Here is a 25,200-nt window from a genome sequence, read left to right on the forward strand (position 1 = left end):
TTTAACGCAGCTATGATCATTTTTCCAAACGCAAAAATTAACATCGGCCTAAACATTACTGAACGACGTGCTGATGGCTATCACAATATTGAAAGCGTTTTTTATCCGTTGATGATTAAAGATGCCTTGGAAATTATTGAAAGCGATAATCTTCAGTTTCAATCATCGGGTATTGAAATTCCTGGCAGCGTTATAAGTAATCTCTGTTTAAAAGCTTACAGCCTGCTCAAAAATGATTTTCCGCAACTGCCTAACGTAAATATTCATTTACATAAAAATATACCTATAGGTGCCGGTTTAGGGGGAGGATCGGCTGATGCTGCTTTCTTTATAATGCTGATAAATGAAACATTCAAAATAGGGCTTGATGATGTGCATATGATGAATTATGCGCGCAAATTGGGAGCTGATTGTGCTTTTTTTATTAATAATAAGCCATTATATGCTTTCAATAAAGGAGACGAGTTTGAAAGTGTGGAACTAGACCTTGCATCGTACAGCTTAGCATTAGTAATGCCTCCTGTACATGTTTCAACAGCGCAAGCTTATAGTGGTGTTATACCCAGCTTACCGTCTGCAACACTAAAAGAGCTTATAAAGCTACCTGTTACCGATTGGAAAGAATGTATCAGAAACGATTTTGAACCGCATATATTCAAAGCATTTCCGGTTATTGAAAAGGTGAAAAATGCACTATATAATGCTGGTGCCCTTTACGCGTCAATGAGCGGAAGTGGTGCATCAGTTTTCGGCATATTTGAAAGCACGCCGGATCTTTCTCACCTCGAAGGCGAAAACCAGGTGTTTTATAATTTATAAGAAATTATTTAGCCACTATTCTAAATTCAGTGCGGCGGTTTTTCGCTTTGCCATCTTCAGAAGTATTTGTAGCTACAGGATTCAGTTTGCCATAACCTTTAAACTGAAGCTTGTTACCATTTACGCCATGATTAACCAAATATTGGTAAACGGCTTTTGCGCGGTTGGCCGATAAGGCTTGATTTATTGCATCGTTTCCAGAATTGTCTGTATAACCAGCTATCTCAATACTTACGGTTGGATTCATAGCCATAAAATCACTCAAATACCGTAAAGCAGACTGCGACTCGGGCCGCAGATCATACCGGTTGATATCAAAAAATATGTTTTTTAGTATAGCCGATTTGCCAACTTCGATGGTATTTAAAGGGACTTCTATATTGAAAGGTCTATGCGTTTCGCCTTTATTGAGCGAAAAGTTTTCTGATGAAAACAGATAACCGTTTTTTATGATGGTTAGGCCGTAATTGCGGCCGGTAACTAGCGGGACTAAAAAATCGCCGCCTGTGGCCGAACTGGTATTTTGGTAAACCGGAATATTGGTAGCTAAATCAACTATTTCTACGTCGGCCTCCATCGGTTGTTTGGTAGCTGCATCTATAACCGATCCTTTCACGTATGTGACTGGATGAGGTTTGGATTTTTCAGGAAGCTCAAACATGTAAATATCAAAGCCGCCGTAGCCACTTAATGTATTTGATGCGAAGTAGGCAAAGCCGCCGGTTGTGCTTATACTCATGCCATTTTCATCACCGCAGGAATTTATAGGGAAGCCAAGGTTATCGGGTTTTTGCCATTTGCCGGCGCTGTTGATGCGGCTTACGAATAAATCTTTATTACCTAATCCGGGCCAACCGTTTGAGCAGAAATAAAGGGTGCTGTCATCGGGGTGTATGTATGGCGATTGCTCGTCATAAGGGGTGTTAATGTTAGGGCCAAGGTTTTCCGGTTCGGCCCAGCCCTTATCAGTTAAGCGGCACTTCCATATATCATAACCGCCATAACCGCCTTTACGGTTACTAACAAAATAAAGAGTATGTCCATCTGCCGATATTGATGGCTGCGATTCCCAACCCGAACTATTTACGGGCGCACCAAGGTTAAATGGCTTCCCCCAGTCATCACCTTTGCGTTGTGTAACGTAAATATCGCAACGACCCATACCATCGGGCCGGTTGCAGCCGGTAAAAAATAAATATTTGCCATCTTGAGAAAGTGATTGTGCACCTTCATTATATTCAGCTGTATTAATGAATTTGCTCAAATAAGTAGCAGCACCCCATTGATTATTAAGCCTTACGCTTTTATAAAAGTCTTCGTTATTTTGAACTTTACGTGTGAATATAAGCGTATTATCATCAGCTGCTGATACAGGCATATACTCATCATTGGATGAATTTATTTCAGGACCTAAATTAATTGGCTTAAACTGGACAGGATTTTTAATAGCTACAATACTAAAGTCGGCATCGGCTATCAGTTTTTTTGCAAAGAAGCGATTCTCAGGAGTCAGGTTTGCGTAGGTAATATATTTTTCAAGATGAACTTTAGCCTGTTCATACTCACCTGAATTAATTTCAAGTTCACCTATCTTTAAATATATGCTTCGACTCAGTTCTGGATTTAAATCAAGGGACTTGCGGTAATGTAAAATAGCATCCTTATTTTGCTGTAAACTTTTATAAAGATCGGCCAATTGCAAATGTGCCTCGGCAAAATTGTCATCGGCAGCTAAAGCATTTTGTAATTGCTGAATAGCATTTGCCCTGTCCTGCCGGTCTAAAAATGCACTAGCCTTTTTATAATAAGTTATAGCAGCAGCGTTAGTTGTACTGTATTTTGACTGTGCAGTTGCCTTAAACCCTAAAAAAAACAGCAGTAAAATAAGCCAATACCTAACAATAATCATATCTTTTCAGCACTAAAATATGCCTTTTACGTATCAAATATAATATTGTTTCAAGGTTAATATTGTAAGTTTTTGCTGTTGGTAAAGATTACTAAAAGCCAAAAGAACCATAGTTGATGATTTTTTGTTAAACCAATGGTTAATATGAATTTAAGAAAAACTGAAAAAATTATATTATTTTGTTTATAATTACCTGAAAGTAAGTTATATGAAAAAACTCTACATGCTGTGTGCTGTACTTACATGCTTAGTGCTTACCTCTTGTGTAGACATTATTGAGCGATATAACTTTAAAGCGAATGGTACTTGTGAAGTTATTTACGACTTTGACATGAGTAAGGCTGTTTCCATACTACATAATTTGCTATCGGACTCGGTTATGGCTACGCCACAGTTTGCTATGGCCAAAGACACCGTTATGAATTTATATAGTGCTTTGCCTGATAGCACGCAAAACAAAATGACTGCCAGTGAGATGAAGTTAGCGCAGAGCAGTAACCTGGCCATTAAAATGAACTTGAGACAAGATTTGATGAAGGTGAGTATAAAGCATCAGGCAGCAACACCTGCCGATTTGGAATACTACCTGCAACAAATGTCAAAACTGGCTAATTACGGCAATCAGGAAAAACGAAAGGTCATGAGTATGGATTTTACAGCACAGCAATTAATAGCAGGGCAGGAGTGTTATTCCTACCAGGTAACGTCGAGCAAGTTTTGCCGCATAATAGACAAAGAAAAATTTAATAATTTCCTGAAGAAAACCGGGTCGGCATTCGCTGCGGCAAAAGCGCTGCTTATTGAAACACCTTACAAGGTTGTACTGAATTTTGCCAAGCCTGTAAAGAAAATTGATAATAAAAGGGCAACACTCTCAGCTGATAGAAAACAGGTGATCATACAAACCAATATGGATGAGCTGATCAAGAATCCAACCTTAATGAATTTGCAGATTGATTTTGAATAATGGCCTGGTATAAAGTTGCTGATGCTCTTGATTTAAGTAAGCCATTTATAAGAAAAGTATCGGCTGGTGGTAAATCAATTTGCTTGATTAATGCAGATAAAGTACACGCTGTGTCTTCAAAATGCCCTCACGCCGGCGCAGACCTAAGTGGCGGCTGGTGCAACAATGGAAAGCTTGTTTGCCCGTTTCATCGCTATGCTTATGATCTTGAAACAGGTAGGGGAGCACCTGGACAAAACGATTTTGTTAACGTTTACTCCGTTGAGATGAAAGACGACGGAGTATATGTGCAGGTGAAATCGTGGTTTGAAAGACTTACCGGCAAGAAATGAACAAGGGATGTAAGCCATGCTATTGCAAAGCTTACATCCCTTATGTTTATAATAAAAGATACTACGCCAAGTCTGGGTAAACTTCTCTGTTTGCTGATGCTAATGTATTTTGTAACAAACCGATAATGGTCATCAAACCAACACCTCCGGGTACAGGAGTTATCCATGATGCTTTAGGAGCCACATTTTCGAAATCAACATCACCGTATAGTTTGTAGCCAGATTTGGTTAGGGTAGAGGTTTCGCGGTTCATGCCTACGTCAATAATCACAGCACCTTCTTTTACCATATCAGCGGTGATGAAGTTTTTTTTACCAATAGCTACAATTAATATATCGGCATCAAGTGTAAACTTTTTAATGTCAGGCGTGCGGCTATGGCAAATAGTTACGGTACAGTTACCAGGTTGCGTGTTACGCGCCATTAAAATGCTCATGGGAGATCCTACAATGTTGCTGCGTCCAACTACAACGCAATGCTTACCAGCGGTTTCAATACCGTATTCTTTAAGCATCAAGGTAATTCCATATGGGGTAGCAGGGATAAATGACGGCAGGTTGCGCTGCATACGGCCCAAATTTACAGGGTGAAAACCGTCAACATCTTTACGGTGATCTATGCGCTCGGTTACCTTCTCAGGGTCAATATGTTTAGGCAGCGGAAGCTGAACAATGATACCATCAATGTCAGTGTCAGCATTCAACTCGGTTACCTTTTGTAACAGTTCTTCTTCGGTTACATTGTCTTCGTAGCGTACCAGGCTTGATTTAAAGCCAACCTTTTCGCAGTTTTTCATTTTGCTGGCAACATATGTTTCGCTTCCGCCATCATGGCCAACTAATACTGCCACAAGGTGTGGTTTACGGCCGCTACGTTGTAAATATTCGGCTGCCTTTTCGGCAATCTCAACTTTCAGTTTCTCAGATACGTATTTTCCGTCGAGTAGTTGCATAAATTGAATTTGTATTAAAAACAAAAGGACAAAGAAGTTTGTCCTTTGTCCCTGGTATAATGATATAAAATTAATCGAGTTTTAAAACTGCCATGAACGCGCTTTGAGGTATCTCAACATTACCTACCTGGCGCATGCGTTTTTTACCTTTTTTCTGTTTTTCTAACAGTTTTCGTTTACGCGAAATATCACCACCGTAACATTTAGCAGTAACATCTTTACGTAGTGCACGTACGTTCTCTCGCGCAATAACCTTGGCACCAATAGAAGCCTGTATAGCAATCTCAAATTGCTGACGAGGCAATAGCTCTTTCAACTTTTCGCATATCTTTTTACCAAAGTCGTAAGAATTGCTGCGGTGAATTAGTGATGATAGCGCATCCACCGGTTCTCCATTCAGCTTAATATCCAAACGTACCAAATCTGACTGGCGGTAGCCGATTTGCATGTAATCAAACGATGCATAACCTTTTGAAATGGTTTTTAGCTTATCGTAAAAGTCAAATACAATTTCGCCCATTGGCATCTCAAATACCAGTTCAACACGGTCCGCCGTTAAATATGATTGGTTTACAATGATACCACGTTTTTGTATACATAATGACATTACCGGACCAACAAATTCAGCCTTGGTAATGATGTTGGCCTTAATGTAAGGCTCTTCAACAAACTCAAGCTTACTTGGGTCAGGTAAGTCTGACGGGTTGTTTACTATAAGTTGCTCTTCTTTCGTAGTATAAGCAATATATGATACGTTGGGTACGGTAGTGATAACCGTCATATCAAACTCGCGCTCTAAACGCTCCTGGATAATTTCCATGTGGAGCATACCCAAAAAGCCGCATCGGAAACCGAAGCCCAACGCTGCTGATGATTCCGGTTCAAAAACCAATGATGCATCATTTAGCTGCAACTTGGCCATTGATTCACGAAGCTCTTCGTAATCTTCAGTATCAACCGGATAAATACCGGCAAATACCATTGGTTTTACTTCTTCAAACCCCTGTATGCCTTCGGCTGCCGGGCGTTCAACAAGGGTTATGGTATCACCAACCTTAACCTCACGTGCTTCTTTAATACCTGATATAATGTAACCTACGTCGCCGGTTTTGATAACATCTTTAGGCAACTGTGTCAGCTTTAAGGTACCCACTTCGTCGGCAAAGTACTCGCGGCCGGTAGCCATAAATTTTACCTTAGTGTTTTTACGTATCTCTCCGTTTACAACTTTGAAATAAGCAATAATACCACGGAATGAATTAAAAACCGAGTCAAAAATCAACGCCTGTAACGGCGCTTCAGGGTCGCCAATCGGTGCAGGAACGCGTTCAATGATAGCACGAAGTATATCTTCGATACCCATACCTGTTTTGCCCGATGCAGCTAAAATATCTTCACGCTTGCAACCAATCAAATCCACAATCTGGTCTTTCACTTCCTCAGGCATTGCACCCGGAAGATCCATTTTGTTAAGCACCGGTATAATCTCCAGATCATTCTCTAAAGCCAGGTACAGGTTAGATATAGTTTGTGCCTGTATACCCTGTGATGCATCCACAATTAACAATGCGCCCTCGCAGGCGGCAATTGAACGGGATACTTCATAAGAAAAGTCTACGTGACCGGGGGTGTCAATAAGGTTAAGAACGTATTGCTGACCATCAAGCGTATAATCCATTTGTATGGCATGACTCTTTATGGTGATACCGCGCTCGCGTTCCAGGTCCATATCGTCAAGCAATTGGGCCTGCGCTTCGCGCTGGGTAATGGTTTTGGTATATTCTAGCAAACGGTCGGCCAGGGTACTCTTACCGTGATCGATGTGTGCAATGATACAAAAGTTACGTATGTGCTTCATTTGAAAACGCAAAAATAGCTTTTTACGGCGATAAATTTGTATGCCACTCAATCAATTAGTTATTTTGAATTAATGGCGGTTTCCAGCGAATTGAAAGAGTACATAGCAATCTGCCTAACAGATTGTTACAATAAACAAATAGTAATTGAGTCAATCGCTGCGGTTAGCGGCGGAGATATAAATCTTGCATACTGTATCAAATCCAATGTTGGAAAGTTTATGCTTAAGCTCAACAACAAAAGTGCTTATCCCGGTATGTTTGAACGTGAAGCAGAAGGTTTGCAAGCCATCCGTAGTACCCAAACCATTGCTGTTCCGCAGATTGTTTTACAATTAGATTTTAAAAATGATAGTTGCCTGTTAATGGAATGGGTAGAAGCGGTAAATGTTACTTCTGAAGCATCGGCAAGGTTAGGGCGAGAGCTGGCAGCCATGCATCGGCATACGGCACCACAATTTGGTTTTGATACCGATAATTATATGGGTTCGTTGCCACAAAGCAACCACAAACAAGATACTTGGTCAAATTTTTTTGCGCAGGAAAGGCTGGAATCGATGGTGAAAATTGCCGTAGAAAAAAGCTTGTTAACCAGTCAAGATGCCTTGCTGTTTGAAAAGTTGTATATACGCCTACCTGAGTTGTTTGACGAAGAGCTGCCGGCATTAATACATGGCGATTTATGGGGCGGTAATTACCTTATCAAATACGATGGTACTCCATTTTTAATCGACCCAGCAGTAAGCTATGGTCATAGAGAGTTTGATATAGCCATGACCACACTGTTTGGTGGATTTAGCAAAGAGTTTTATACTGCGTACAATGAAAGTTTCCCGTTAGCTAAAGGTTGGGAACAGCGGGTTCACCTATGGAATTTGTATCCTTTGTTGTTACACCTCAACTTGTTTGGTACAGGTTATTTATCACAGGTAAAAAATGGATTGCAGAAATATTTATAAGCGTGCTTAAGATTTTGTTCCTTACTAAAATAAACTCAAAGGCTTTTCATCTGGCCCGTTAAACCAGTCGCCAGATTTATTTTCGGCTTTATTAATGCTTTTGCCTATTTCCACTCGTAACAATGCACTGTTTTCAATTGGTTGTAAAACTTCTGCCCGTTCATGATAGAGTAGTTTTGTATTAAGCCATATATCAGCATCGGCACGGGTTAGTATAACGGGCATACGGTTGTGCACTTCGCCAACAATTTGATTTGGCTCGCGTGTTATTACCGTACAGCTCAGTAAAGGCGCATCCAGTTTGATATTGTAATCCCATAGTCCGGCAAGCAACATCAAACTTTCATCAGCCATACTAAAATACCAGGGTGTCTTCTCGCGGCTGCGTTCCCATTCATAAAACCCATTAATGGCAATAATGCAGTGGCGTTTGCCCAACAAATGTTTATAGGCCGACCGTTCAGCCATGTCTTCGCTGCGGGCGTTGTGGGTTTGGAAGGAGGGGTAAGTATTGCTCCAGGCTGGTACAAGCGGCCAGTGAAAGTGCCGCAAAGTGTCCGGTGCGCGGTCGGCAAGGCCAAATACGTAACTGTCTTTAAAAGCAAAGCCGTTAACATCACCATCTTTAGGTGTATCGCTGTCATTAACGCCAAGCCGCTTAGCTGTTTCGGCACTACCCGGAAAATTAACTCTGCCACACATAATCAGCGTAAAAATACAACTTAACATATGTTTAAAGCAAACTATTTACCTTTACAACATGCAAATAACTTTGAAGCGCACCAACAGCGGCGATAAAGACTTTAAGATGCTGATTACGCAATTAGATAAGGATTTACGTGAACGTAATGGTGATGTGATGGACCTGTATGACGAACACAATGTAATTGAAGAGATTGAAACGGTAGTAATTGGATATTTGGATAGCATCCCCGTTGCATGCGGTTGTTTTAAGATGTATGATGCGAACACCGCTGAAGTGAAAAGGATGTACGTAGCAGCACAAGCCAGGGGCAAGGGCTTAAGTTTTAAAATACTCACTGAGCTTGAACAATGGGCATCAGAGCTTAAATATCAGTATTTGATACTTGAAACCGGTAACAAACAAATTGAAGCACATGGATTGTATAGGAAGGCAAACTATAATCAAATACCTGCATATGGTGTATATACAGAGTTGCCTGATAGTGTTTGCTTCAAAAAAGAAATAAAGCCATCAGCTGTTTAATTGCTGATGGCTTTAATGAAATTAGTTTTTAAGCGTTATAAGAATATCGGCCTGTCAAGTTTCATAGCTATACGGTAGGCCGCATTCATTAAGCCAACGTGGCTGTAAGCCTGAGGGAAGTTACCCCATTGGCTGCCATCTTCCTCGGCCACATCTTCACTAAATAATAATAAGTGGTTTGAATATTTGATGATATTTTCAAACTCGCGTATGGCATCATCTAAACGACCAACACAAGCCAGTGCCTCAACATACCAAAAAGCACAAATAAGGAAGGTAGTTTTTGGCTTACCAAAATCATCGGCATGCAGGTATCGGTAAAACAAGCCTTTTTCTGTTTTTAATTCGGCCTCAAGGGCTTTAAGATGATCCTTTGCACGGTCCGACGCAGGGTCAAGATAATTCATCATTATCAGTTGCAGCGTGCTTGCATCCAAATGTTTACTTCCGGCGGCGTTAGTGTATACTTTGCGCTCTTCGTCATAACAGCTTTCAATATGCTCAGCTGCCCGATTTTTCATGGCAACTGCACGGTCAATCAGGTTTTGATTACCAATTGTACGTGCCATTTTTTCGGCAGCACATGCACCGGCCCACTGAAATAAATTACTGTAGCAATGGATGTTGGCCATATTACGGAATTCCCATATGCCAGCATCTTCTTCATCAATGGTACGCTCAATTTTACTCAGAAGGTAGTCAACCCACTTAGCCGAATCTTTACGTTCATCAATAATAAAACGATGGTCTGTATATAAAGGTAGTACAGATACCAATACCTGGCCGTATATATCATTTTGGATATGCTCAGATGCCTGGTTGCCAATGCGTACTGGTTTGTTGCCTTCGTAACCTTCTAAGTCGGCGGTGTATTCTTCCAGGTCCTTTTTACCCGTTATGCTGTAAAGTGGTTGATACCTGAAATCTTCAGAGAACGAAATATCTGTTACATAACCAAAATACTTTTCCATTTCTTCAAAATGGCCTATGTGGTTAAGCGAACTTATCACATAGTATGTATCACGTAACCAGCAGTAGCGATAATCCCAGTTACGACCACTGCCCGGAGACTCAGGCAAACTGGTTGTGCTCGCCGCAATTATAGCCCCCGTATCTTCATACTGGTGTATTTTTAGGGCTAACGCTGATCTGATAACGTAAGGTTGGTAAAATCCTGCAATTGATGAATGCTTTATCCACGTACGCCAGTATTGAGCAGTTTCGCGTAAAAAGCGTTCAACGGTACTGGTAAGGGGCGCCTCAAGTGGTTCGCCGTATGTTAAAACTAAATACTTGCAGTCGTTAAGTACAAAATACTGCTCATCAAATACGTAGCTAATTGGAATATTGGTAGTGAGCCTTATTTTCTCTTCACCACCTAAATATTGTATATGATTGCTGCCCCTGTTAACATCAAGCTTGATAGCGCCGTACTCCGACACCGGTTCACACTTAACTTTAATACGCGGAGAACCTTCTAACGCCTCTATTTTACGCACCAGCATCAAGGGTTTGTAGTAGCGCTGATATTCCTGAAAGCGTGGCGCAAAGTCAGTTATACGATATCTGCCGCCCGATTCAAGCGTAATTTCGGTAATCAATACGTTGGTGTTTTCAAGGTAGTATTGATGGGAAGTGTATTCACCCTGAGGAAGGATGGAAAATTCGCCCCCTTTTTTCTTATCAAGCAGTCCGCCAAAAACAAACGTGCTGTCAAACTTTGGCCAGCAAAGCCAATCAACGTTTGTGTTCTTATTTATATGGGCTAGAAAGCCGCAATTGCCAATTATGCCGGTGTTATAGGTATGTTTCATTGTAGATGAGTGTAGTACTTGCAAAACATTCCAACAACCATTTGCACTTAATGTTGCAAGAAAGTTGAAACCGTTTGCCTATTACAAAAAATACTAGAGCTATAATCAATATTTTAAACTAGTAATATTAACTTAAAGATAACTTCATCATATACAGTACGTACGCACGTTATCAAAAAAAATTAAAATATGATTAGGTTATCGCAAAATTTATATATTTGGTTAAAAATAAATAGTTTTTTACCGATACCTTTCTGAATTTAAACGTTTTGCATTTCAGTTTGGCTTTACTATTAAACCTCTTATAAACTTATACATTAAAAATTATGAAAACTGGGAAAGTAAAATGGTTCAACACCCAAAAAGGCTACGGATTTATTGTTACCGAGGAGGGCAAAGATCTTTTTGTGCATTTTAAAGATGTGCAAGGCGGTGTAAATGCCATTAAAGACAACGACAGCGTTGAATATGAAGTAGAAGACGGCCGTAAAGGTCCTCAGGCCATTAACGTTAAAAAGGTATAAACCACTTACATTAATATATTTGAAACCTCTGATTTTTCAGGGGTTTTTTTATGGCTTAAACTGTATATTGGTGCCCGAGTTTACAATCCCGGTAATAAATTATAAAATATGGCTGATAACGCAATTCAAAAAAACGCAAAGAATGTAACTTTCCTCGTAATAGTAGCCGCGCTTGGCTACTTCGTTGATATTTATGATTTGCTTATTTTTTCCATAGTACGGGTTCAAAGTTTGCATGATATTGGTGTAAGCGACGTTGAAATGCGTACCAAAGGCGAGTTCATTATTAACATGCAAATGTTTGGCTTATTGCTTGGCGGAATTTTGTGGGGTGTAATAGGTGATAAATTTGGGCGTATAAGGGTACTGTTCGGCTCCATATTATTGTATTCATTAGCCAATTTTGCCAATGGCTTAGCAACCGACTACTACACTTATGCAGCCGTGCGTTTTATTGCAGGTATTGGTTTAGCAGGCGAATTAGGAGCCGGTATTACTCTGGTAAGCGAAACTATGAGCAAAGAAAAAAGAGGCTATGGAACCATGATTGTTGCCGTAGTTGGCTTATTCGGAGCAGCAGCTGCCAATGTTGTATCAAAGTTAGGATGGCAAAATGCATACTTTATTGGTGGCGGATTGGGAATGTTGCTTTTGCTTTTACGGGTTGGCACGTTTGAATCGGGCATGTTTAAACAGGCTGAAAAAGCCGAAGTTTCAAAAGGAGACTTTTGGATGCTTTTTAATAACCGGAAGCGCTTTTTCAAATACCTGAATTGTATTTTGATAGGAATGCCTTTGTGGTTTGTGGTTGGAATACTCATTACTCAATCGCCCGAAATTGGAAAGGAACTTAACGCAGCCGAACCGCTGAGTGCCGGAACAGGCGTAATGTATACCTATATTGGCTTATCTTTTGGCGACATGTTTGCCGGATTATTTGCACAACTTACCAAATCGCGGCGTTTAACTATGCTCGTGTTTCAGCTCATTTCTGTTATTAGCGTTATAGTGTATTTGAATTTACATGGAATAACTCATACACAGTTTATTGGCATATGTTTATTTATTGGGTTTTTTATTGGCTATTGGGCAACCTTTGTAACCATTGCCTCTGAGCAATTTGGTACTAATATACGTGCAACGGTCACCACAACAGTGCCAAATTTTGTGCGCGGTTCTTTAATTCCAATTACATGGGCATTTGAGTTTTTAGTTAAGCATTTTAAAGCGCAGGGCTATCCAAACAGCCTTATAATCGCAAGCTATGTTATGATGGGACTTGTTACCGTAATTGCGTTACTTGCTTTGAGCCAATTAAAAGAGAGTTTTAGCAAGGATTTAAATTACGTTGAGAAAAATGACCCCGTAAGTGACATTAATATAGCATAATGTAATACTGAATTTTGCATTTTTGTGCCGATGATTAGCAAAGAAACCATAGCCGAAGATTACAAAACCATACAGGACGAAATTTGTAAAAGCCTTGAACTGCTTGATGGCGCCGCAAAGTTTGAAGAAGAACTTTGGGAGCGCGATGGTGGAGGCGGAGGCCGTACCCGTGTTATTCAAAATGGTAACATTCTTGAAAAAGGCGGAGTGAATTTTTCAGCTGTTTATGGCAAACTTCCTGACGGTGTTAAAAAGGCATTTAAGGTTGAACAAGATGACTTTTTTGCTACCGGGGTATCTATTGTAATTCATCCTAATCACCCTATGGTGCCTATTATTCATATGAATATAAGGTACTTTGAAATGCCTTCATCAATAGATGACGGGCAGCCTTTACGTTGGTTTGGCGGTGGAATAGATCTTACTCCTCATTACGTTATTGAAGAAGATGCTCGCTATTTTCATCAGCAACTTAAAGATGTTTGTGACCGTTTTAATATTGGCTTTTACCCACGCTTCAAAACCTGGGCCGACGATTACTTTTTTATCAAACACCGCAATGAAACACGTGGCGTAGGTGGTGTATTTTACGACCGTTTGACCGCTACCGATGAAATAACCTGGGACACAATATTTGAATTTTCGAAAGCTTTGGGGCGTACTTTTGCACCCGCCTATAGCGAAATTGTGAATCGTAACCGGTTCAAAGAATTTACCGCTCAGCACCAAGATTGGCAATATCAGCGCCGCAGTCGGTACGCAGAATTTAACCTTGTTTATGACGCAGGTACCAAATTTGGCCTGGAAACTAACGGGCGAATCGAATCTATTTTGATGAGTCTGCCTCCAACAGCCAAATGGTTTTACAATTATGAGCCCGCTACAGGCAGCGAAGAAGCCAAAACTTTGGATTTACTAAAGAAGGGAATAGACTGGGTTTAGGCAAAGTTAATACTTTAAAACCCTAGGTTGTATGTGAGTGGGTGCGTGTTTTTATTGATTTTCGTATTATATATTGCGGCAAATCTTTAACCATCATATCTTCACTATCTATGAAAATTATAATCGCAGCATCCATTTTATCTGCAGCCGTAATATCTGCATGCAACAGTTCGCAATCCCTTAAAGGTAAGTGGAACTATGCAGGCGGAATATATAATGGAAAAAAGGAGGGAAGTACGCAAGGATACCTACTAAAGCGTACTTATACCGATAAAGATTTTGAGGCATTTATGATTGAAGACGGCGGTCAACCTCAAAAATACCAGGCCGGCAATTATAAACTTAAAGGCGACAGCTGCACGGAGACAGAAACATTTAATACTCAACCATCAACACTTACCGGTGTGAATGTAAACTACAGTTATCAATTAAAAAATGATAGCCTGATACTTCGGGGCAAGTTGCCAACAGGCATGCAGGTTGAGGAGTATTGGATAAAGGAAGAATGATTCCACTAATTTAATTTTAATATCTGATAACTAATAATTAAAATATTATATAGTTTAAAATTTAATTTCTCATTTTATTGCTTTATATATCACTTATTATTTAGATTTATGAAAAATCTAAACTAATATGAAAAAAATCACATCGTGTGCATTTCTTTTTGCGACAATTGCGGCAACTTACTCCTGTAAAAAATCCGCTTATGAAAATGAGACTAGTAACTCTAATAGTTCCAGTAAGCAAGTCCAAGCGATAAATACAATTACAGGAGCCAATACGTGTTTTGACTGGGAGGCAAATCCGTATATCAATTTCACAAATTTCCCACAACAAGTTCTTCCTTGGTACTCGTCAACTGCCGCTACGCTTCCTGAATTTGTTATGACGGACTACAAAAGAGAAGATGGTTGGGAATTGATATATAATTTTCTTAGCCAATCAACTAATGAACAAAATTATGTGATCTATTACAACAAGTTCACAGGCTTAATGCGTACGTTTTATTATTTGAAATCATCTGTTACTACTGGTGAAGGAATGTGGGGCTTAGGATTCAACAATACCAGCGCTTTATTGAATAACATGGGATATTTTGCTGAGCCAATAGATGCGCCCATTCAAGAACCGCTTTCAATTACTACCAACTTAAGTAAAAATCCGCAAACAAAAGGCGTCGCTCCCGGATGGAATGGATTTGATACAGAAATTACATACGATCCAAATGCTGAATCAAAAGTCATAAAAATGGGGCTGTTTTCCTACGCAAGCAATATCTCTCATTTAACATTAACTGGAGATATAGCATTGTCAAGTGAGGGTACAATAGCAACTATTGGCTCTAAAAATGGATTACAAAATACTGCCAACAATGCGGCCAAATCGGTAGGAGATATCGCTAAAAATTATGTTAAAGATAAGGTCAAGGGAACGAATCCAGTCATAAAAGTTGCATCGACAGCACTCAGTGCCATAGTGGGAGGAGGTGTCAAAGAGATAATTGGGGCTGGCATCAATTTGTTGTTTGGCTCATTTATAGGAAAAAAAACTGAAGCAACGTCTACGAATCAAAAGATTGAGTTTAAGACCAATGGTACGCTAAATGCTACGGGAACAATTACCTCAACATCATCAAACAATGTTGTTCCGATAGCAAATTTATACACTCCGGGCACAACTGCTGATCCGAACAATTTTATTTTGCCGTGTTATACTAAAAAGTTAGGAGTATGGAATTTACTTCAAAAACCAGTTGTTTTGACCTCAAGAAAAGCTACTGCGATTGGAGAGGGGGATCATCCAGAGCATTATCAATATGGAAGACAATATTTCGTTGATCTTTCTTCAATAAACGTTGCTATTAATCCTGACGTATTATCTGAAATTGATTCATATGAAGTAAAAGCAGATTTGTTGTATTACGCTAAGTTTCAAAATAACCTCAACTGGAATGATGTTGGTAGTGGAGTTGGAATGTATTATGATGGACTACTTTATGATGATGGGCAAAATAAGTTTTATCAAGGTAGTAGCGTGTCGGAAATTTTTTATGGACCAACGCCGGTTATTGACCCTAATGGTGACAATGACGTAAGCACTGTTCCTGCTGAGGGTGCATTCAACAAAAGGTATGTTGTGAAAGTTACAGTTACATTAATTCCTAAAGCCGGATATAACCAAACTCCGATAGTAATCACACGTTCGTATCTACCGAACTACCAATTTTTTGATTAAGTAACAAATTTTATCTTTAAAAAAGCCGATAGTTAGACAACTATCGGCTTTTCTATTAATACGCTTACAGGTAAATGCTTAGCCTATGCTATAATCAATACCCTGTATGTTGGTAACTATAGCTTCATAATAGCTTAAAATTCGTATCTTCGCAAGTCAAATATATCGCATCAACCTTAAAACATTGAGCAAATTTTTCTTACACTAATTTTCAAATGGCTGAAGAGAATTCACAGAACGAAGACAGAATCATTCCAATAAATATTGATGAAGAAATGCGATCGGCTTACATTGATTATTCAATGTCGGTTATCGTATCGAGGGCATTACCCGATGTGCGCGATGGCTTAAAGCCCGTTCACAGGCGTGTGTTATTCGGCATGCTCGATTTAGGTTTGTCTGCCGGTAAGCCTTTCAAAAAGTCGGCCCGTATTGTAGGTGAGGTGTTGGGTAAGTATCACCCGCATGGCGACTCATCAGTATATGATACCATGGTACGTATGGCCCAAGATTGGAGCTTACGCTATCCGTTGGTTGACGGTCAGGGTAACTATGGTTCAATTGACGGTGACAGCCCTGCGGCTATGCGTTACACTGAGGCACGCCTGCAAAGGATTGCCGAGGAAATGATGGCCGATATTAACAAGGACACCATTGACTATCAATTAAACTTCGATGATTCATTGGAGGAGCCAAGTGTACTACCGGCAAAAATTCCTAACCTTTTGGTAAATGGTGCATCGGGTATTGCGGTTGGTATGGCCACTAATATGGCGCCACACAATCTTACCGAGGTAATCAATGCCACCGTAGCTTTAATTGATAACCGCGAGATTGAGGTGGCTGAGTTAATGAACTATATTAAAGGCCCTGATTTTCCAACCGGCGGTATCATCTATGGTTATGAAGGTGCACGCGAGGCTTTTGAAACAGGTCGTGGTCGTGTAGTGCTGCGTGCACGTGCCGAAATTGAAACCTTTAATAACGACCGTGAACGTATTGTTGTAACCGAAATACCTTACCAGGTAAACAAGGCCAACATGATTGAGCGTACGGCCGAACTGGTGAACGAGAAAAAACTTGAAGGTATCTCAACTATTCGTGATGAATCAAGCCGCGAAGGTATACGCGTAGTTTACGAAGTTAAACGCGATGCCAACGCTAACATTGTTTTAAATAACCTATATAAATATACGTCATTGCAAACCTCTTTCAGTGTAAATAATATTGCGCTGGTTAAGGGCCGTCCAATGATGCTAAACCTCCGCGACCTGATTCACCATTTTGTTGAACACCGTCAGGAGGTGGTTGTACGCCGTACCCGTTACGAACTGGCCGAAGCTGAGAAGCGCGCCCACATATTAGAGGGCTTGCTTATAGCTTTAGATCATTTAGATGAGGTTATACGTTTGATTCGTGCGTCATCAACTCCGGAGGAAGCCCGTGAAGGTTTAATGAGTCAATTCAACTTAAGTGAGATTCAGGCTCGTGCTATTTTGGATATGACCCTTCGCCGTTTAACCGGTCTGGAGCGTGACAAAATTAAAGAAGAATATGCAGAGTTGATGAAGCAAATAGAGTACTACAAATCTATTCTTGCCGATCCTGCTCTTCAAATGCAAATCATCAAAGATGAGTTGCTGGAGATAAAAGAAAAATACGGTGATGAACGTAAGACCGAAATGGTACACTCGAGCGCCGAAATGATGACCGAAGACTTTATTGAGGATGAGGAAGTTGTTATTACTATATCACACGAAGGCTATATCAAACGTACGCCTTTAACCGAGTATCGCCGTCAGGGCCGTGGTGGTAAGGGTGCACTGGGCAGCAACAGCCGCGATGAAGATTTTATAGAACATTTGTTGGTGGCATCAAACCACAATTACATGCTGTTCTTTACCGAGGCCGGCCGTTGTTTTTGGTTACGTGTATTCGAAATTCCAGAAGGTATGCGTACCTCTAAAGGCCGTGCTATTCAAAATATCATCAACATTCCTAAAGAGGAGAAAATTAAGGCGTACATCAAAGTGAAGAACCTGAAGGACCAGGATTACCTGGAAAACAACTTCATCATTATGTGTACCCGTAAAGGCACCATTAAGAAAACATCTTTAGAAGCATATTCTCGTCCGCGTGCTAATGGTATTAACGCAATCAACATCAATGATGGCGATACTTTGCTGGAAGCAACCTTAACAACTGGCACCAGTGAGGTAGTTATGGCGCTTAAATCAGGTCGTGCAATCCGCTTCAACGAAGCTACCGTAAGACCGATGGGACGTACCGCAACCGGTGTACGTGGCGTAACGCTTGACGGTGAAAAAGATGAGGTTGTTGGTATGATTGCCATCAACGATCCTGAAACAACCGTTTTAGTGGTATCAGAAAAAGGTTACGGTAAACGTACTGATATTGATGATTACCGCGTTACTAATCGTGGTGGTAAAGGTGTGAAAACACTTAATGTAACTGAAAAAACCGGCAAACTTGTTGCCATAAAAGATGTTACTGATACTGACGACCTGATGATCATTAACCGTTCTGGCATTATTATACGTATTGCTATGGATCAGTTAAGGGTTATGGGAAGGGCCACACAAGGAGTAAGATTAATATCGCTTAAAGAAGGTGATGAGATTGCTTCGGTAGCTAAGATTGAGCATAGTGAAGAGGAGGAACTGGAACAAGCTATTGAAAGCAGCCTTGAAACAACCGGATCGGATGTAGGTGCACAAGACACAGACAGCCCGGCTGCCGATTCGCCAGACGAAGCAGAAAACGAATAAAATATGACTTTAAGCCGTAAAATCATTCTCTTGGTTTTATCAGCATTGTTTACCGCACCTCAAGCTTTTTCCCAGGGCGAAGCGCTTAAGGTAGTGGTAAACAATCTGGCTTATTACCGCCAAAAAGGAGAAATTAAGTATCTGACCAATGCTAAAAAATCGGTAGATAGTTTAATAAAAACGCGTTCCGATTCTTCAAACCTTGATAAAAACATTTATAAAGCTATTGTTTACTCCAGCATAGCCTATATTGATTCTACCAATAAATTAGGCAACCCACCTGATTTTTTCGACAAAACGGTTTTGTTGGTAAACAGACTGGCAGAGCATCGTAAAATATACAAGTACCAAACAGAACTTGATTTTGCAAAGCGATGTTTAGCCAACGTATATATCAGAAACGGGTTTAGCAACATCAAATCCTTAAATTTTGAAGATGCGGTTAGTTCGTTTAAAAATGCCCAGATTTACTCGCCGCGTTTTGGTCAAATTAACGCCTACATTGCTTACGCTAATACCAAAGCTGGTCATTTGCCTGAAGCAGCCAGATATTACTCAACCTTATTAACGCCTGACAGTGTAAAAACAGAATACGTTATTGCGGCATCGGGTATCTACAAAACAATGGGCGATACCGCTAAAGCGTTGGATGTATTGGAGAGGGGAAGGCGCTTGTTACCTAACGAGAAAAGCTTATTGCTTGAACAAGCCGGCATTTATAACAGCCAAAAAAATTATAAAGCTCTTGAACCATTGTTGCAAGAATTGCTCGGTGCATATGGTAACAATGCCGATGTTGCCTTTATTGCAGGAAGTTGTTATGATTACCTGGAACAGTATGACAGGGCCGAATCGCAATACCTACGAGCTATTGAAATTAATAACGCGGCATACGACCCTGTATTCAATTTAGGCTTACTTTACCTTAAGCATGCGGCAGGTAAAAAAGGGGAGGAGTCTACCAAAGATTTGCAGCGTTCTGCACAATGGCTGCAGAAGGCATATGAAATGTCGCCAAAAAGCGTTAATACTTTAAAGCTTTTGCAATTAATTTACCAAAAGAACGGAAACGATATTCAATTAAGTAACATAAATAATAAATTACAACAGTTAACTAATTAGATAGATCTATGAAAATTAAGTTTTTGATGGCAGGTACTTTGAGCCTGTTCACGGCAACAACGGTTCTTGCCCAAAAAGGCGAACTGAGCACGGCTCAAAGCGAGTATGACAAATACGAAACCATGCGCCAAAATAAAGCCATGGCAACTATGGCACGTACAAGCATCAACACTGCTAAAACCTCAATTGATAAAGCATCTGCAAATGAAAAAACGGCTACCATGCCGCAAACCTATGCTTTAAAAGGTGCAATTTACGGTGCTTTGGCATATAACGACACTGTTGCCACTACATCTATGCCTTTGTATACCACTGCAGTTGAAGCATTGAAAAAAGCTAAAGAGGCTGACACTAAAGGTGAGTTTAAAAGATTGACCGACGCAGGTAACCAGTATGTAGCTTATTACTCGTTAAATAAAGGTGTAAAAGATTTTCAGGCTAAAAACTTTGAAGAAGCGTATAAGGCTTTCGATTTATACCGCTCAAACTATCCGGAAGATACAACTGCAATTTATTATACCGGTTTAGCTGCTATTAATTCTAAAAATATTCCGGTAGCAATTAACCAATACAAAAAATTGGTAACAACTAACTACAGCCGTCGTGCTGATATTTATTCTGACCTTTCAAACCTGTATTTAATGCAAAAAGATACCACTGCTGCGTTAAATGCTGTAACCGAGGGTGTAAGCAAATTCCCAAACAATGCATCACTGCGTGGCCGCGAAGTAGAAATTGCTTTGCAGCAGGGCAAGGCAACTGAATTTATTGATAAAATTCAAGCTGCTATTAACAATAACCCAAGTGATAAATCATTACATTTTTACTCAGGCATAGCTTACGGTAAAATTGGTGATACGAAAGATAAAGAAGCTAAGGCAGCCAAAGATCCGGCAGCAAAGGCAGCGGCTATCAAAGCTCGTAACGAGGCTTATGACAAAGCAACAGCCGCTTACGGTAAAGCAGTTGAGTTAGATCCAAATTATTTTGAGGCAAACTTAAATATGGGTTATATTTTAATGAGTCCGGCTGTTGAAGATTACAACGTGGCCAACAAGTTACCAATGAGCAAGCAAAAAGAATTTAACGCTATGATGGCTAAAGTTAATGCTGCTGCTGATAAAGCTAAACCATACCTGGAGAAAGCGGTTCAATTACAACCAAATGACCCAAGTGCGTTAGGAAATTTACGTAACTACTATATCATCAAAAAAGATACAGCAAAGATGACTGAGCTGAAAAAGAAAATTGATGCAATAAGATAAAGAGAAGAGGCCCGCATGTCGGGCCTCCTTTATAAATATATTATTTAACATAATGTTAATTATGTGAATGATTTTTGCTTGGATTATTGAATAGAATGTGGTAATTTAAGCTCAATAAATTCCCTTATATGAACACAATATCTGTCAATGAAAAATCAGCATTATTGGCTAAGTTGAAACTCCGCTTTCTGCAAAACATCCAACGCCATAATAAATTGGAATGGGATCATGTACAATCCAAGTTAGATGGTAATTCGGCTTTATTAAGTTCAGTTAACCAAATGGAACAAACCGGTGGCGAGCCGGACGTTATTTTGTTTAATAATGACGATTATGTTTATTGTGATTGTAGTAAAGAAAGCCCTTCGGGCCGGCGTAGTTTGTGTTACGATGAGCAAGCGCTAAATTCAAGGAAGGAAGCCAAACCTCAATCAAGTGCTCTAACAGTTGCCAGCAGCATGGGTGTTCAGTTACTGGATGAGTATCAATATCGTAAATTGCAGGAATTTGAAAGCTTTGATACTAAAACCTCAAGTTGGTTATTAACTCCACCGGCAATCCGTGATTTAAGTGGTGCTATTTTTGGTGATTGCCGTTATGGCCATGTCTTTATTTATCACAATGGAGCGTCATCATACTATGCTGCGAGAGGTTTTAGAGCTTACGTGCCGTTAAAATAAAAAAGGCCGCTAAAAGCAGCCTTTTTACAAATCGTTACGTTCTTTTATTTCAAAGAAGCGCTGATAGCTTTGGCTGAATCAAGATGTGTTGTTAGCACCGGCAAAGTTTTCTCCGCATACTTCCTTACCTTAACAATTTTGTTACCTGTTGCCTCTTTATAAAGCTCAATGTCTTTACCATGGTCTGTTACCATCATCTGCATATAAGCCTTATCAAACGCCGCTCCGCTTAGCTTTGCAACGCTGTCAATCATTTTTTGCTGATCGGGCAGCAATGTAGTATCTTGTTTAGGAACATCTTTATCGTCGGCCAACTCGTTGAGCTCATTAAGCGCTGTTGTGTGATCAGCAATAAGCATTTTAGCAAAATTTAAAACACGCGGATTTTGCGCTTTACTTTGAGCCACTGTTGCAAACTTTATTTCCATAAGTCCGCCCATATGAGCTTCTTTAATAAAGTTTATACCTTGATCATCAACCGTGGTTTTCTGATTATAGTTTCTTGCCTTTTTGTTGTCATTGCAAGATGTTGCAGAGATAGCAAAAAAAGCAAAAGCGCTTAAATAAAGTATGTTTTTCATTTTAAACAGATAATAGTTGCCTTTAATTGATTATTTAACAATCAAAGGCCATGCTGGTTTAAAATGATAACAAATATTAAGCGCCTTTGGATTTTTAAATTTTTAAATATTAAGCAAGGTTTCGTCCTGCGTTAACAATGCCGTAAACTGTTCTTATTACCAACTTACTGTAGGCGCTTTTTAAATCTTCATCTGCTGTATCTCTAAGTTTTTGTAAAGCGTAATGCTGTACTACTACTAAAGGCAAAATAATCCGTTCCCTCATTGCTATTGAGCGTTTATCTACCGCCGATTCCTGCATAAGCTCTTGCGTTCCAGTAAGTTCCAGTACGTTTGCTTTTGTAAGGTCATATTCGTCTTTTAGTATTTTCCAGAATTCTCCGTATTGAGCATCATGTTCAAGGTGGGCTGTAATGCGGAAATCTGATTTTGACATTGACATCATGCTGTTGTCAATCATGGTTTTGAAAAAGCCTGATGATTTATACAATTCAACTGCATCATCCCATTTTCCGGCATCTTTAGCTTTTTGCAACGCTGAGCCCACGCCATAAAAGCCAGGAACGTTTTGCTTAAGCTGGCTCCATGATGTTACAAAACTTATTGCACGAAGATCTTCCAGTTTAAGCGGTGCATCTGCATTACGTTTTGTAGGCCTGCTGCTGATGTTTATGCCCGATAATAGCTTCAGCGGACTTAAATTTTCGAGATATTGAGTAAATAATGGATGCTTACGCAAAGCCATAAATTTCTCAAAGCTGGCATCGGCCATTGTTGATATCAGCTGCTTATGTTCAGCATCCAATAAGTCGCGATGGTTTGGATGCAAGGCTGAAGTAACACCTGCATTAACAAGTTGCTCGATATTGTATTTTGCTGTCTCTATCGACCCGTATTGTGAGCTAACGGTTTGACCTTGTATTGTTAGTTGAATGTGATCGTTTGCAATTTCTTTTCCCATTGCCGCATAAAAACGGTGAGTTTTGCCTCCACCGCGTGCGGGTGGACCTCCCCTCCCATCAAAAAATGCTAATTCGATATCATACTTTTTAGTAATGGCCGTAAGTTCAACTTTTGCCTGGTATATAGACCAGTTGGCCATTAAGTATCCACCATCTTTAGTACTGTCAGAGAAACCGAGCATAATCATCTGGCGGTTTCCTCTCCGTTTTAAATGCTCTTTGTAGTAAGGATGATTATATAACTTCTCCATCACTCCTGCTGCATGCTTTAAGTCATTTACAGTTTCAAACAGCGGCATAAAGTCAATTGTCAAATCTTCTTTAGTCCAACCGCACCATAAAAACAGGTTCATCAGCTGTAATATATCCGATGCTTGCTGGCAGTTGCTTATAATGTACCTATGACATGCCTTTTCGCCGTTATGCTTTTGTATTTCGTGCATAAGGCGAATGGTGCAGAGTGTGTCATTAATCATTGGATCATCACCCTGAGCGGCTTTTTCGGCACATTGATAATCAAATACGTTGAACGAAATAAGTTCAAGTTTTTCGTTTTCGCTCAAATCTGCCCACTTATCTGCCGGTAATCCGTTATTAAGTTCTTTGGTGTTTAAGCCATATTCAAATACACTTCTTAAAACCCTGCTATCCTGCCTTACATCAAGCGATGCAAAGTAGCATCCGTAAAGCCTTATTTTGAGTGCAAAATCTTCTACCAGGTTTATAAATATGCTGTTATGATCCTTAATAAGCGTATTTTTAATTTCGTCTAGTAAACCGAGCATAACCTGCTGCAAATCGCCTGCATCGGGCTGCGGATTAAATGCATTCACATACAAAATATCGCCCAGTTTACCCATTGCATCTTCAACACCGCGGAAAGTGATGCGACGTTTCAAGTTCCTGTAATCGCGGTAGTAGCACCTGAATATGATTTGGCGTAAGGTATAAGCAACCGTGCGGGTTGAATCGGTCTTCACATTAGGGTTGCCATCACGGTCGCCACCCGGCCAAAAACCTAATTCAAAAATCTGATGCAAGAGCTCACCGGTTCCAAATTCTTCGTTAAGCTTAGTTTGAATATTAGCCAGGGCGTAATAAAAAATATGCTCAAGGAACCATATTAAACTAATTGCCTCGTCAACCGGTGTGGGCGAGGTTTTATTGAAAAAGGGAGTTTTACCCAATTGCTGTAATAATTGGTTAACCTCATTTATATCATTGGTCTTCAATGCCTCAATCAAATCCGTCATGATGGTAAGCACGGTACCCGGGTAAAACTGAGTTGGGTGAGCAGTAAGTACAAGTCTTAGCGAGAAGTTTTTCAGCTTTTCGGTGATTTTTTCACGCATCTCCTCGTCGCCTGCTACTTGCTGCAGCAAACCTTGTAACGTACCGCTATCATCGGTGCGGCTCAGCTTGCTGAAAGATGAATCTTCCACTGCATCGAACAACACTACTTGCCGCTCAATGTATTGTATAAATCTAAACAAGCGGTTAATCTGTTCGCGTTCATCAACACCGGGTACGCGTTCTTCAAAAAAAGACTCAATAATTTCGCTGGGCGATTTTAGCTGCGCCACCCCTTTTTCGCAGTGTGAGCTAAAAAACGGCAAAAGTATACCGGTATCTTTCACCTGGTAAAATGGCAGCGTTAAAAATAAACTGTTGTACAGTTCAAACCGAGTAACTACCTCTTGGTTAAATAACGTCAGGCGCTGATGTGATTGTTGTGATGCAGACATAATTGCTTAGTAGATATTGTACAAGATACACCTATCCTGTAACGACGGGGTTAAAATACACATCTTAGCCGTAAAACATGAAACCAACCTGATAATTTATAGTTAATTAGTAGACTTAATTAATAAT

General features: G+C 40.0%; 21 protein-coding genes. 14 read left to right on the forward strand and 7 right to left on the reverse strand.

Going from position 1 to position 25,200, the window contains the following annotated elements; genetic code table 11:
• The first annotated feature begins 12 nt into the window (after window positions 1-12).
• On the forward strand, window positions 13-819 hold the full coding sequence (gene ispE, locus QZ407_RS06905; RefSeq protein WP_295769080.1) for a 4-(cytidine 5'-diphospho)-2-C-methyl-D-erythritol kinase: 807 nt from the start codon (window positions 13-15) through the stop codon (window positions 817-819).
• 4 nt (window positions 820-823) lie between these two features.
• On the opposite strand, the gene QZ407_RS06910 is transcribed toward ispE, so the two are convergent.
• Window positions 824-2,728: an OmpA family protein gene (locus tag QZ407_RS06910; RefSeq protein ID WP_295769082.1), complete on the reverse strand. Its 1,905-nt coding sequence runs from the start codon at window positions 2,726-2,728 to the stop codon at window positions 824-826.
• A 208-nt stretch (window positions 2,729-2,936) separates the two neighbouring features.
• On the opposite strand from QZ407_RS06910, the gene QZ407_RS06915 reads away from it, so the two are divergent.
• Complete coding sequence (locus QZ407_RS06915) at window positions 2,937-3,695, forward strand: hypothetical protein (RefSeq protein WP_295769084.1); 759 nt, start codon at window positions 2,937-2,939, stop codon at window positions 3,693-3,695.
• A complete protein-coding gene (locus QZ407_RS06920) occupies window positions 3,695-4,027 on the forward strand; it encodes a Rieske 2Fe-2S domain-containing protein (RefSeq protein WP_295769086.1) in 333 nt (110 codons plus the stop codon). The genes QZ407_RS06915 and QZ407_RS06920 overlap by 1 nt, the downstream gene beginning before the upstream one ends.
• Window positions 4,028-4,088: 61 nt before the next feature.
• Here the strand turns inward: QZ407_RS06920 and QZ407_RS06925 are convergent, their stop codons facing one another.
• Window positions 4,089-4,979: a tetrahydrofolate dehydrogenase/cyclohydrolase catalytic domain-containing protein gene (locus QZ407_RS06925; RefSeq protein ID WP_295769089.1), complete on the reverse strand. Its 891-nt coding sequence runs from the start codon at window positions 4,977-4,979 to the stop codon at window positions 4,089-4,091.
• A gap of 70 nt (window positions 4,980-5,049) precedes the next feature.
• Entirely contained in the window at window positions 5,050-6,837 is a 1,788-nt protein-coding gene (lepA, locus tag QZ407_RS06930) for a translation elongation factor 4 (protein WP_295769091.1), read from the reverse strand.
• Between the two features lie 72 nt (window positions 6,838-6,909).
• Here lepA and QZ407_RS06935 point away from each other — a divergent pair, with 72 nt between their 5' ends.
• The gene (locus QZ407_RS06935) at window positions 6,910-7,794 is read left to right on the forward strand and encodes a fructosamine kinase family protein (RefSeq protein WP_295769093.1); all 885 of its coding nucleotides are present in this window, start codon (window positions 6,910-6,912) and stop codon (window positions 7,792-7,794) included.
• A 24-nt stretch (window positions 7,795-7,818) separates the two neighbouring features.
• Here the strand turns inward: QZ407_RS06935 and QZ407_RS06940 are convergent, their stop codons facing one another.
• On the reverse strand, window positions 7,819-8,496 hold the full coding sequence (locus QZ407_RS06940) for an SOS response-associated peptidase (RefSeq protein ID WP_295769096.1): 678 nt from the start codon (window positions 8,494-8,496) through the stop codon (window positions 7,819-7,821).
• 58 nt (window positions 8,497-8,554) lie between these two features.
• On the opposite strand from QZ407_RS06940, the gene QZ407_RS06945 reads away from it, so the two are divergent.
• Window positions 8,555-9,022, forward strand: a complete 468-nt coding sequence (locus tag QZ407_RS06945) for a GNAT family N-acetyltransferase (RefSeq protein WP_295769099.1) — start codon at window positions 8,555-8,557, stop codon at window positions 9,020-9,022.
• A gap of 35 nt (window positions 9,023-9,057) precedes the next feature.
• Here QZ407_RS06945 and QZ407_RS06950 read toward each other — a convergent pair whose 3' ends face one another.
• Window positions 9,058-10,836 carry a glycoside hydrolase family 15 protein gene (locus QZ407_RS06950; protein WP_295769101.1) on the reverse strand — a complete coding sequence of 593 codons (1,779 nt, stop codon included), beginning with the start codon at window positions 10,834-10,836 and terminating at the stop codon, window positions 9,058-9,060.
• A 326-nt stretch (window positions 10,837-11,162) separates the two neighbouring features.
• Between QZ407_RS06950 and QZ407_RS06955 the strand changes: the two genes are divergently transcribed.
• The 9 genes from QZ407_RS06955 to QZ407_RS06995 all read left to right on the forward strand — a co-directional run bounded on the left by QZ407_RS06955 (window position 11,163) and on the right by QZ407_RS06995 (window position 21,785).
• Complete coding sequence (locus QZ407_RS06955; protein ID WP_157541552.1) at window positions 11,163-11,360, forward strand: cold-shock protein; 198 nt, start codon at window positions 11,163-11,165, stop codon at window positions 11,358-11,360.
• 108 nt (window positions 11,361-11,468) lie between these two features.
• Window positions 11,469-12,749, forward strand: a complete 1,281-nt coding sequence (locus tag QZ407_RS06960; RefSeq protein WP_295769104.1) for an MFS transporter — start codon at window positions 11,469-11,471, stop codon at window positions 12,747-12,749.
• A gap of 30 nt (window positions 12,750-12,779) precedes the next feature.
• Entirely contained in the window at window positions 12,780-13,691 is a 912-nt protein-coding gene (gene hemF / locus QZ407_RS06965) for an oxygen-dependent coproporphyrinogen oxidase (RefSeq protein ID WP_295769106.1), read from the forward strand.
• A 110-nt stretch (window positions 13,692-13,801) separates the two neighbouring features.
• Window positions 13,802-14,200 (forward strand): hypothetical protein, encoded by a 399-nt coding sequence (locus QZ407_RS06970; RefSeq protein WP_295769108.1) that lies wholly within the window; start codon window positions 13,802-13,804, stop codon window positions 14,198-14,200.
• 127 nt (window positions 14,201-14,327) lie between these two features.
• On the forward strand, window positions 14,328-15,929 hold the full coding sequence (locus QZ407_RS06975; RefSeq protein WP_295769110.1) for a hypothetical protein: 1,602 nt from the start codon (window positions 14,328-14,330) through the stop codon (window positions 15,927-15,929).
• A gap of 215 nt (window positions 15,930-16,144) precedes the next feature.
• Window positions 16,145-18,718 (forward strand): DNA gyrase subunit A, encoded by a 2,574-nt coding sequence (gene gyrA, locus QZ407_RS06980; RefSeq protein WP_295769112.1) that lies wholly within the window; start codon window positions 16,145-16,147, stop codon window positions 18,716-18,718.
• A 3-nt stretch (window positions 18,719-18,721) separates the two neighbouring features.
• Entirely contained in the window at window positions 18,722-19,840 is a 1,119-nt protein-coding gene (locus tag QZ407_RS06985; RefSeq protein ID WP_295769115.1) for a tetratricopeptide repeat protein, read from the forward strand.
• Window positions 19,841-19,848: 8 nt separating this feature from the next.
• A complete protein-coding gene (locus QZ407_RS06990; protein WP_295769118.1) occupies window positions 19,849-21,105 on the forward strand; it encodes a tetratricopeptide repeat protein in 1,257 nt (418 codons plus the stop codon).
• 128 nt (window positions 21,106-21,233) lie between these two features.
• Window positions 21,234-21,785: a DUF4256 domain-containing protein gene (locus tag QZ407_RS06995; RefSeq protein ID WP_295769120.1), complete on the forward strand. Its 552-nt coding sequence runs from the start codon at window positions 21,234-21,236 to the stop codon at window positions 21,783-21,785.
• A gap of 44 nt (window positions 21,786-21,829) precedes the next feature.
• On the opposite strand, the gene QZ407_RS07000 is transcribed toward QZ407_RS06995, so the two are convergent.
• The gene (locus QZ407_RS07000) at window positions 21,830-22,366 is read right to left on the reverse strand and encodes a DUF4142 domain-containing protein (protein ID WP_295769122.1); all 537 of its coding nucleotides are present in this window, start codon (window positions 22,364-22,366) and stop codon (window positions 21,830-21,832) included.
• A gap of 109 nt (window positions 22,367-22,475) precedes the next feature.
• Window positions 22,476-25,073, reverse strand: coding sequence for a phosphoenolpyruvate carboxylase (locus tag QZ407_RS07005; protein ID WP_295769124.1), 2,598 nt, complete (start codon window positions 25,071-25,073; stop codon window positions 22,476-22,478).
• Between the last annotated feature and the right edge of the window lie 127 nt (window positions 25,074-25,200).

It is taken from the genome of uncultured Mucilaginibacter sp. (assembly GCF_913773635.1).
GTDB lineage: Bacteria > Bacteroidota > Bacteroidia > Sphingobacteriales > Sphingobacteriaceae > Mucilaginibacter.

Coding starts and splice junctions, on each gene's coding strand:
- ispE (WP_295769080.1), top strand. CDS start 13: ATGATCATTTTTCCAAACGCAAAAATTAACATCGGCCTAAACATTACT.
- QZ407_RS06910 (WP_295769082.1), bottom strand. CDS start 2,728: ATGATTATTGTTAGGTATTGGCTTATTTTACTGCTGTTTTTTTTAGGG.
- QZ407_RS06915 (WP_295769084.1), top strand. CDS start 2,937: ATGAAAAAACTCTACATGCTGTGTGCTGTACTTACATGCTTAGTGCTT.
- QZ407_RS06920 (WP_295769086.1), top strand. CDS start 3,695: ATGGCCTGGTATAAAGTTGCTGATGCTCTTGATTTAAGTAAGCCATTT.
- QZ407_RS06925 (WP_295769089.1), bottom strand. CDS start 4,979: ATGCAACTACTCGACGGAAAATACGTATCTGAGAAACTGAAAGTTGAG.
- lepA (WP_295769091.1), bottom strand. CDS start 6,837: ATGAAGCACATACGTAACTTTTGTATCATTGCACACATCGATCACGGT.
- QZ407_RS06935 (WP_295769093.1), top strand. CDS start 6,910: ATGGCGGTTTCCAGCGAATTGAAAGAGTACATAGCAATCTGCCTAACA.
- QZ407_RS06940 (WP_295769096.1), bottom strand. CDS start 8,496: ATGTGTGGCAGAGTTAATTTTCCGGGTAGTGCCGAAACAGCTAAGCGG.
- QZ407_RS06945 (WP_295769099.1), top strand. CDS start 8,555: ATGCAAATAACTTTGAAGCGCACCAACAGCGGCGATAAAGACTTTAAG.
- QZ407_RS06950 (WP_295769101.1), bottom strand. CDS start 10,836: ATGAAACATACCTATAACACCGGCATAATTGGCAATTGCGGCTTTCTA.
- QZ407_RS06955 (WP_157541552.1), top strand. CDS start 11,163: ATGAAAACTGGGAAAGTAAAATGGTTCAACACCCAAAAAGGCTACGGA.
- QZ407_RS06960 (WP_295769104.1), top strand. CDS start 11,469: ATGGCTGATAACGCAATTCAAAAAAACGCAAAGAATGTAACTTTCCTC.
- hemF (WP_295769106.1), top strand. CDS start 12,780: ATGATTAGCAAAGAAACCATAGCCGAAGATTACAAAACCATACAGGAC.
- QZ407_RS06970 (WP_295769108.1), top strand. CDS start 13,802: ATGAAAATTATAATCGCAGCATCCATTTTATCTGCAGCCGTAATATCT.
- QZ407_RS06975 (WP_295769110.1), top strand. CDS start 14,328: ATGAAAAAAATCACATCGTGTGCATTTCTTTTTGCGACAATTGCGGCA.
- gyrA (WP_295769112.1), top strand. CDS start 16,145: ATGGCTGAAGAGAATTCACAGAACGAAGACAGAATCATTCCAATAAAT.
- QZ407_RS06985 (WP_295769115.1), top strand. CDS start 18,722: ATGACTTTAAGCCGTAAAATCATTCTCTTGGTTTTATCAGCATTGTTT.
- QZ407_RS06990 (WP_295769118.1), top strand. CDS start 19,849: ATGAAAATTAAGTTTTTGATGGCAGGTACTTTGAGCCTGTTCACGGCA.
- QZ407_RS06995 (WP_295769120.1), top strand. CDS start 21,234: ATGAACACAATATCTGTCAATGAAAAATCAGCATTATTGGCTAAGTTG.
- QZ407_RS07000 (WP_295769122.1), bottom strand. CDS start 22,366: ATGAAAAACATACTTTATTTAAGCGCTTTTGCTTTTTTTGCTATCTCT.
- QZ407_RS07005 (WP_295769124.1), bottom strand. CDS start 25,073: ATGTCTGCATCACAACAATCACATCAGCGCCTGACGTTATTTAACCAA.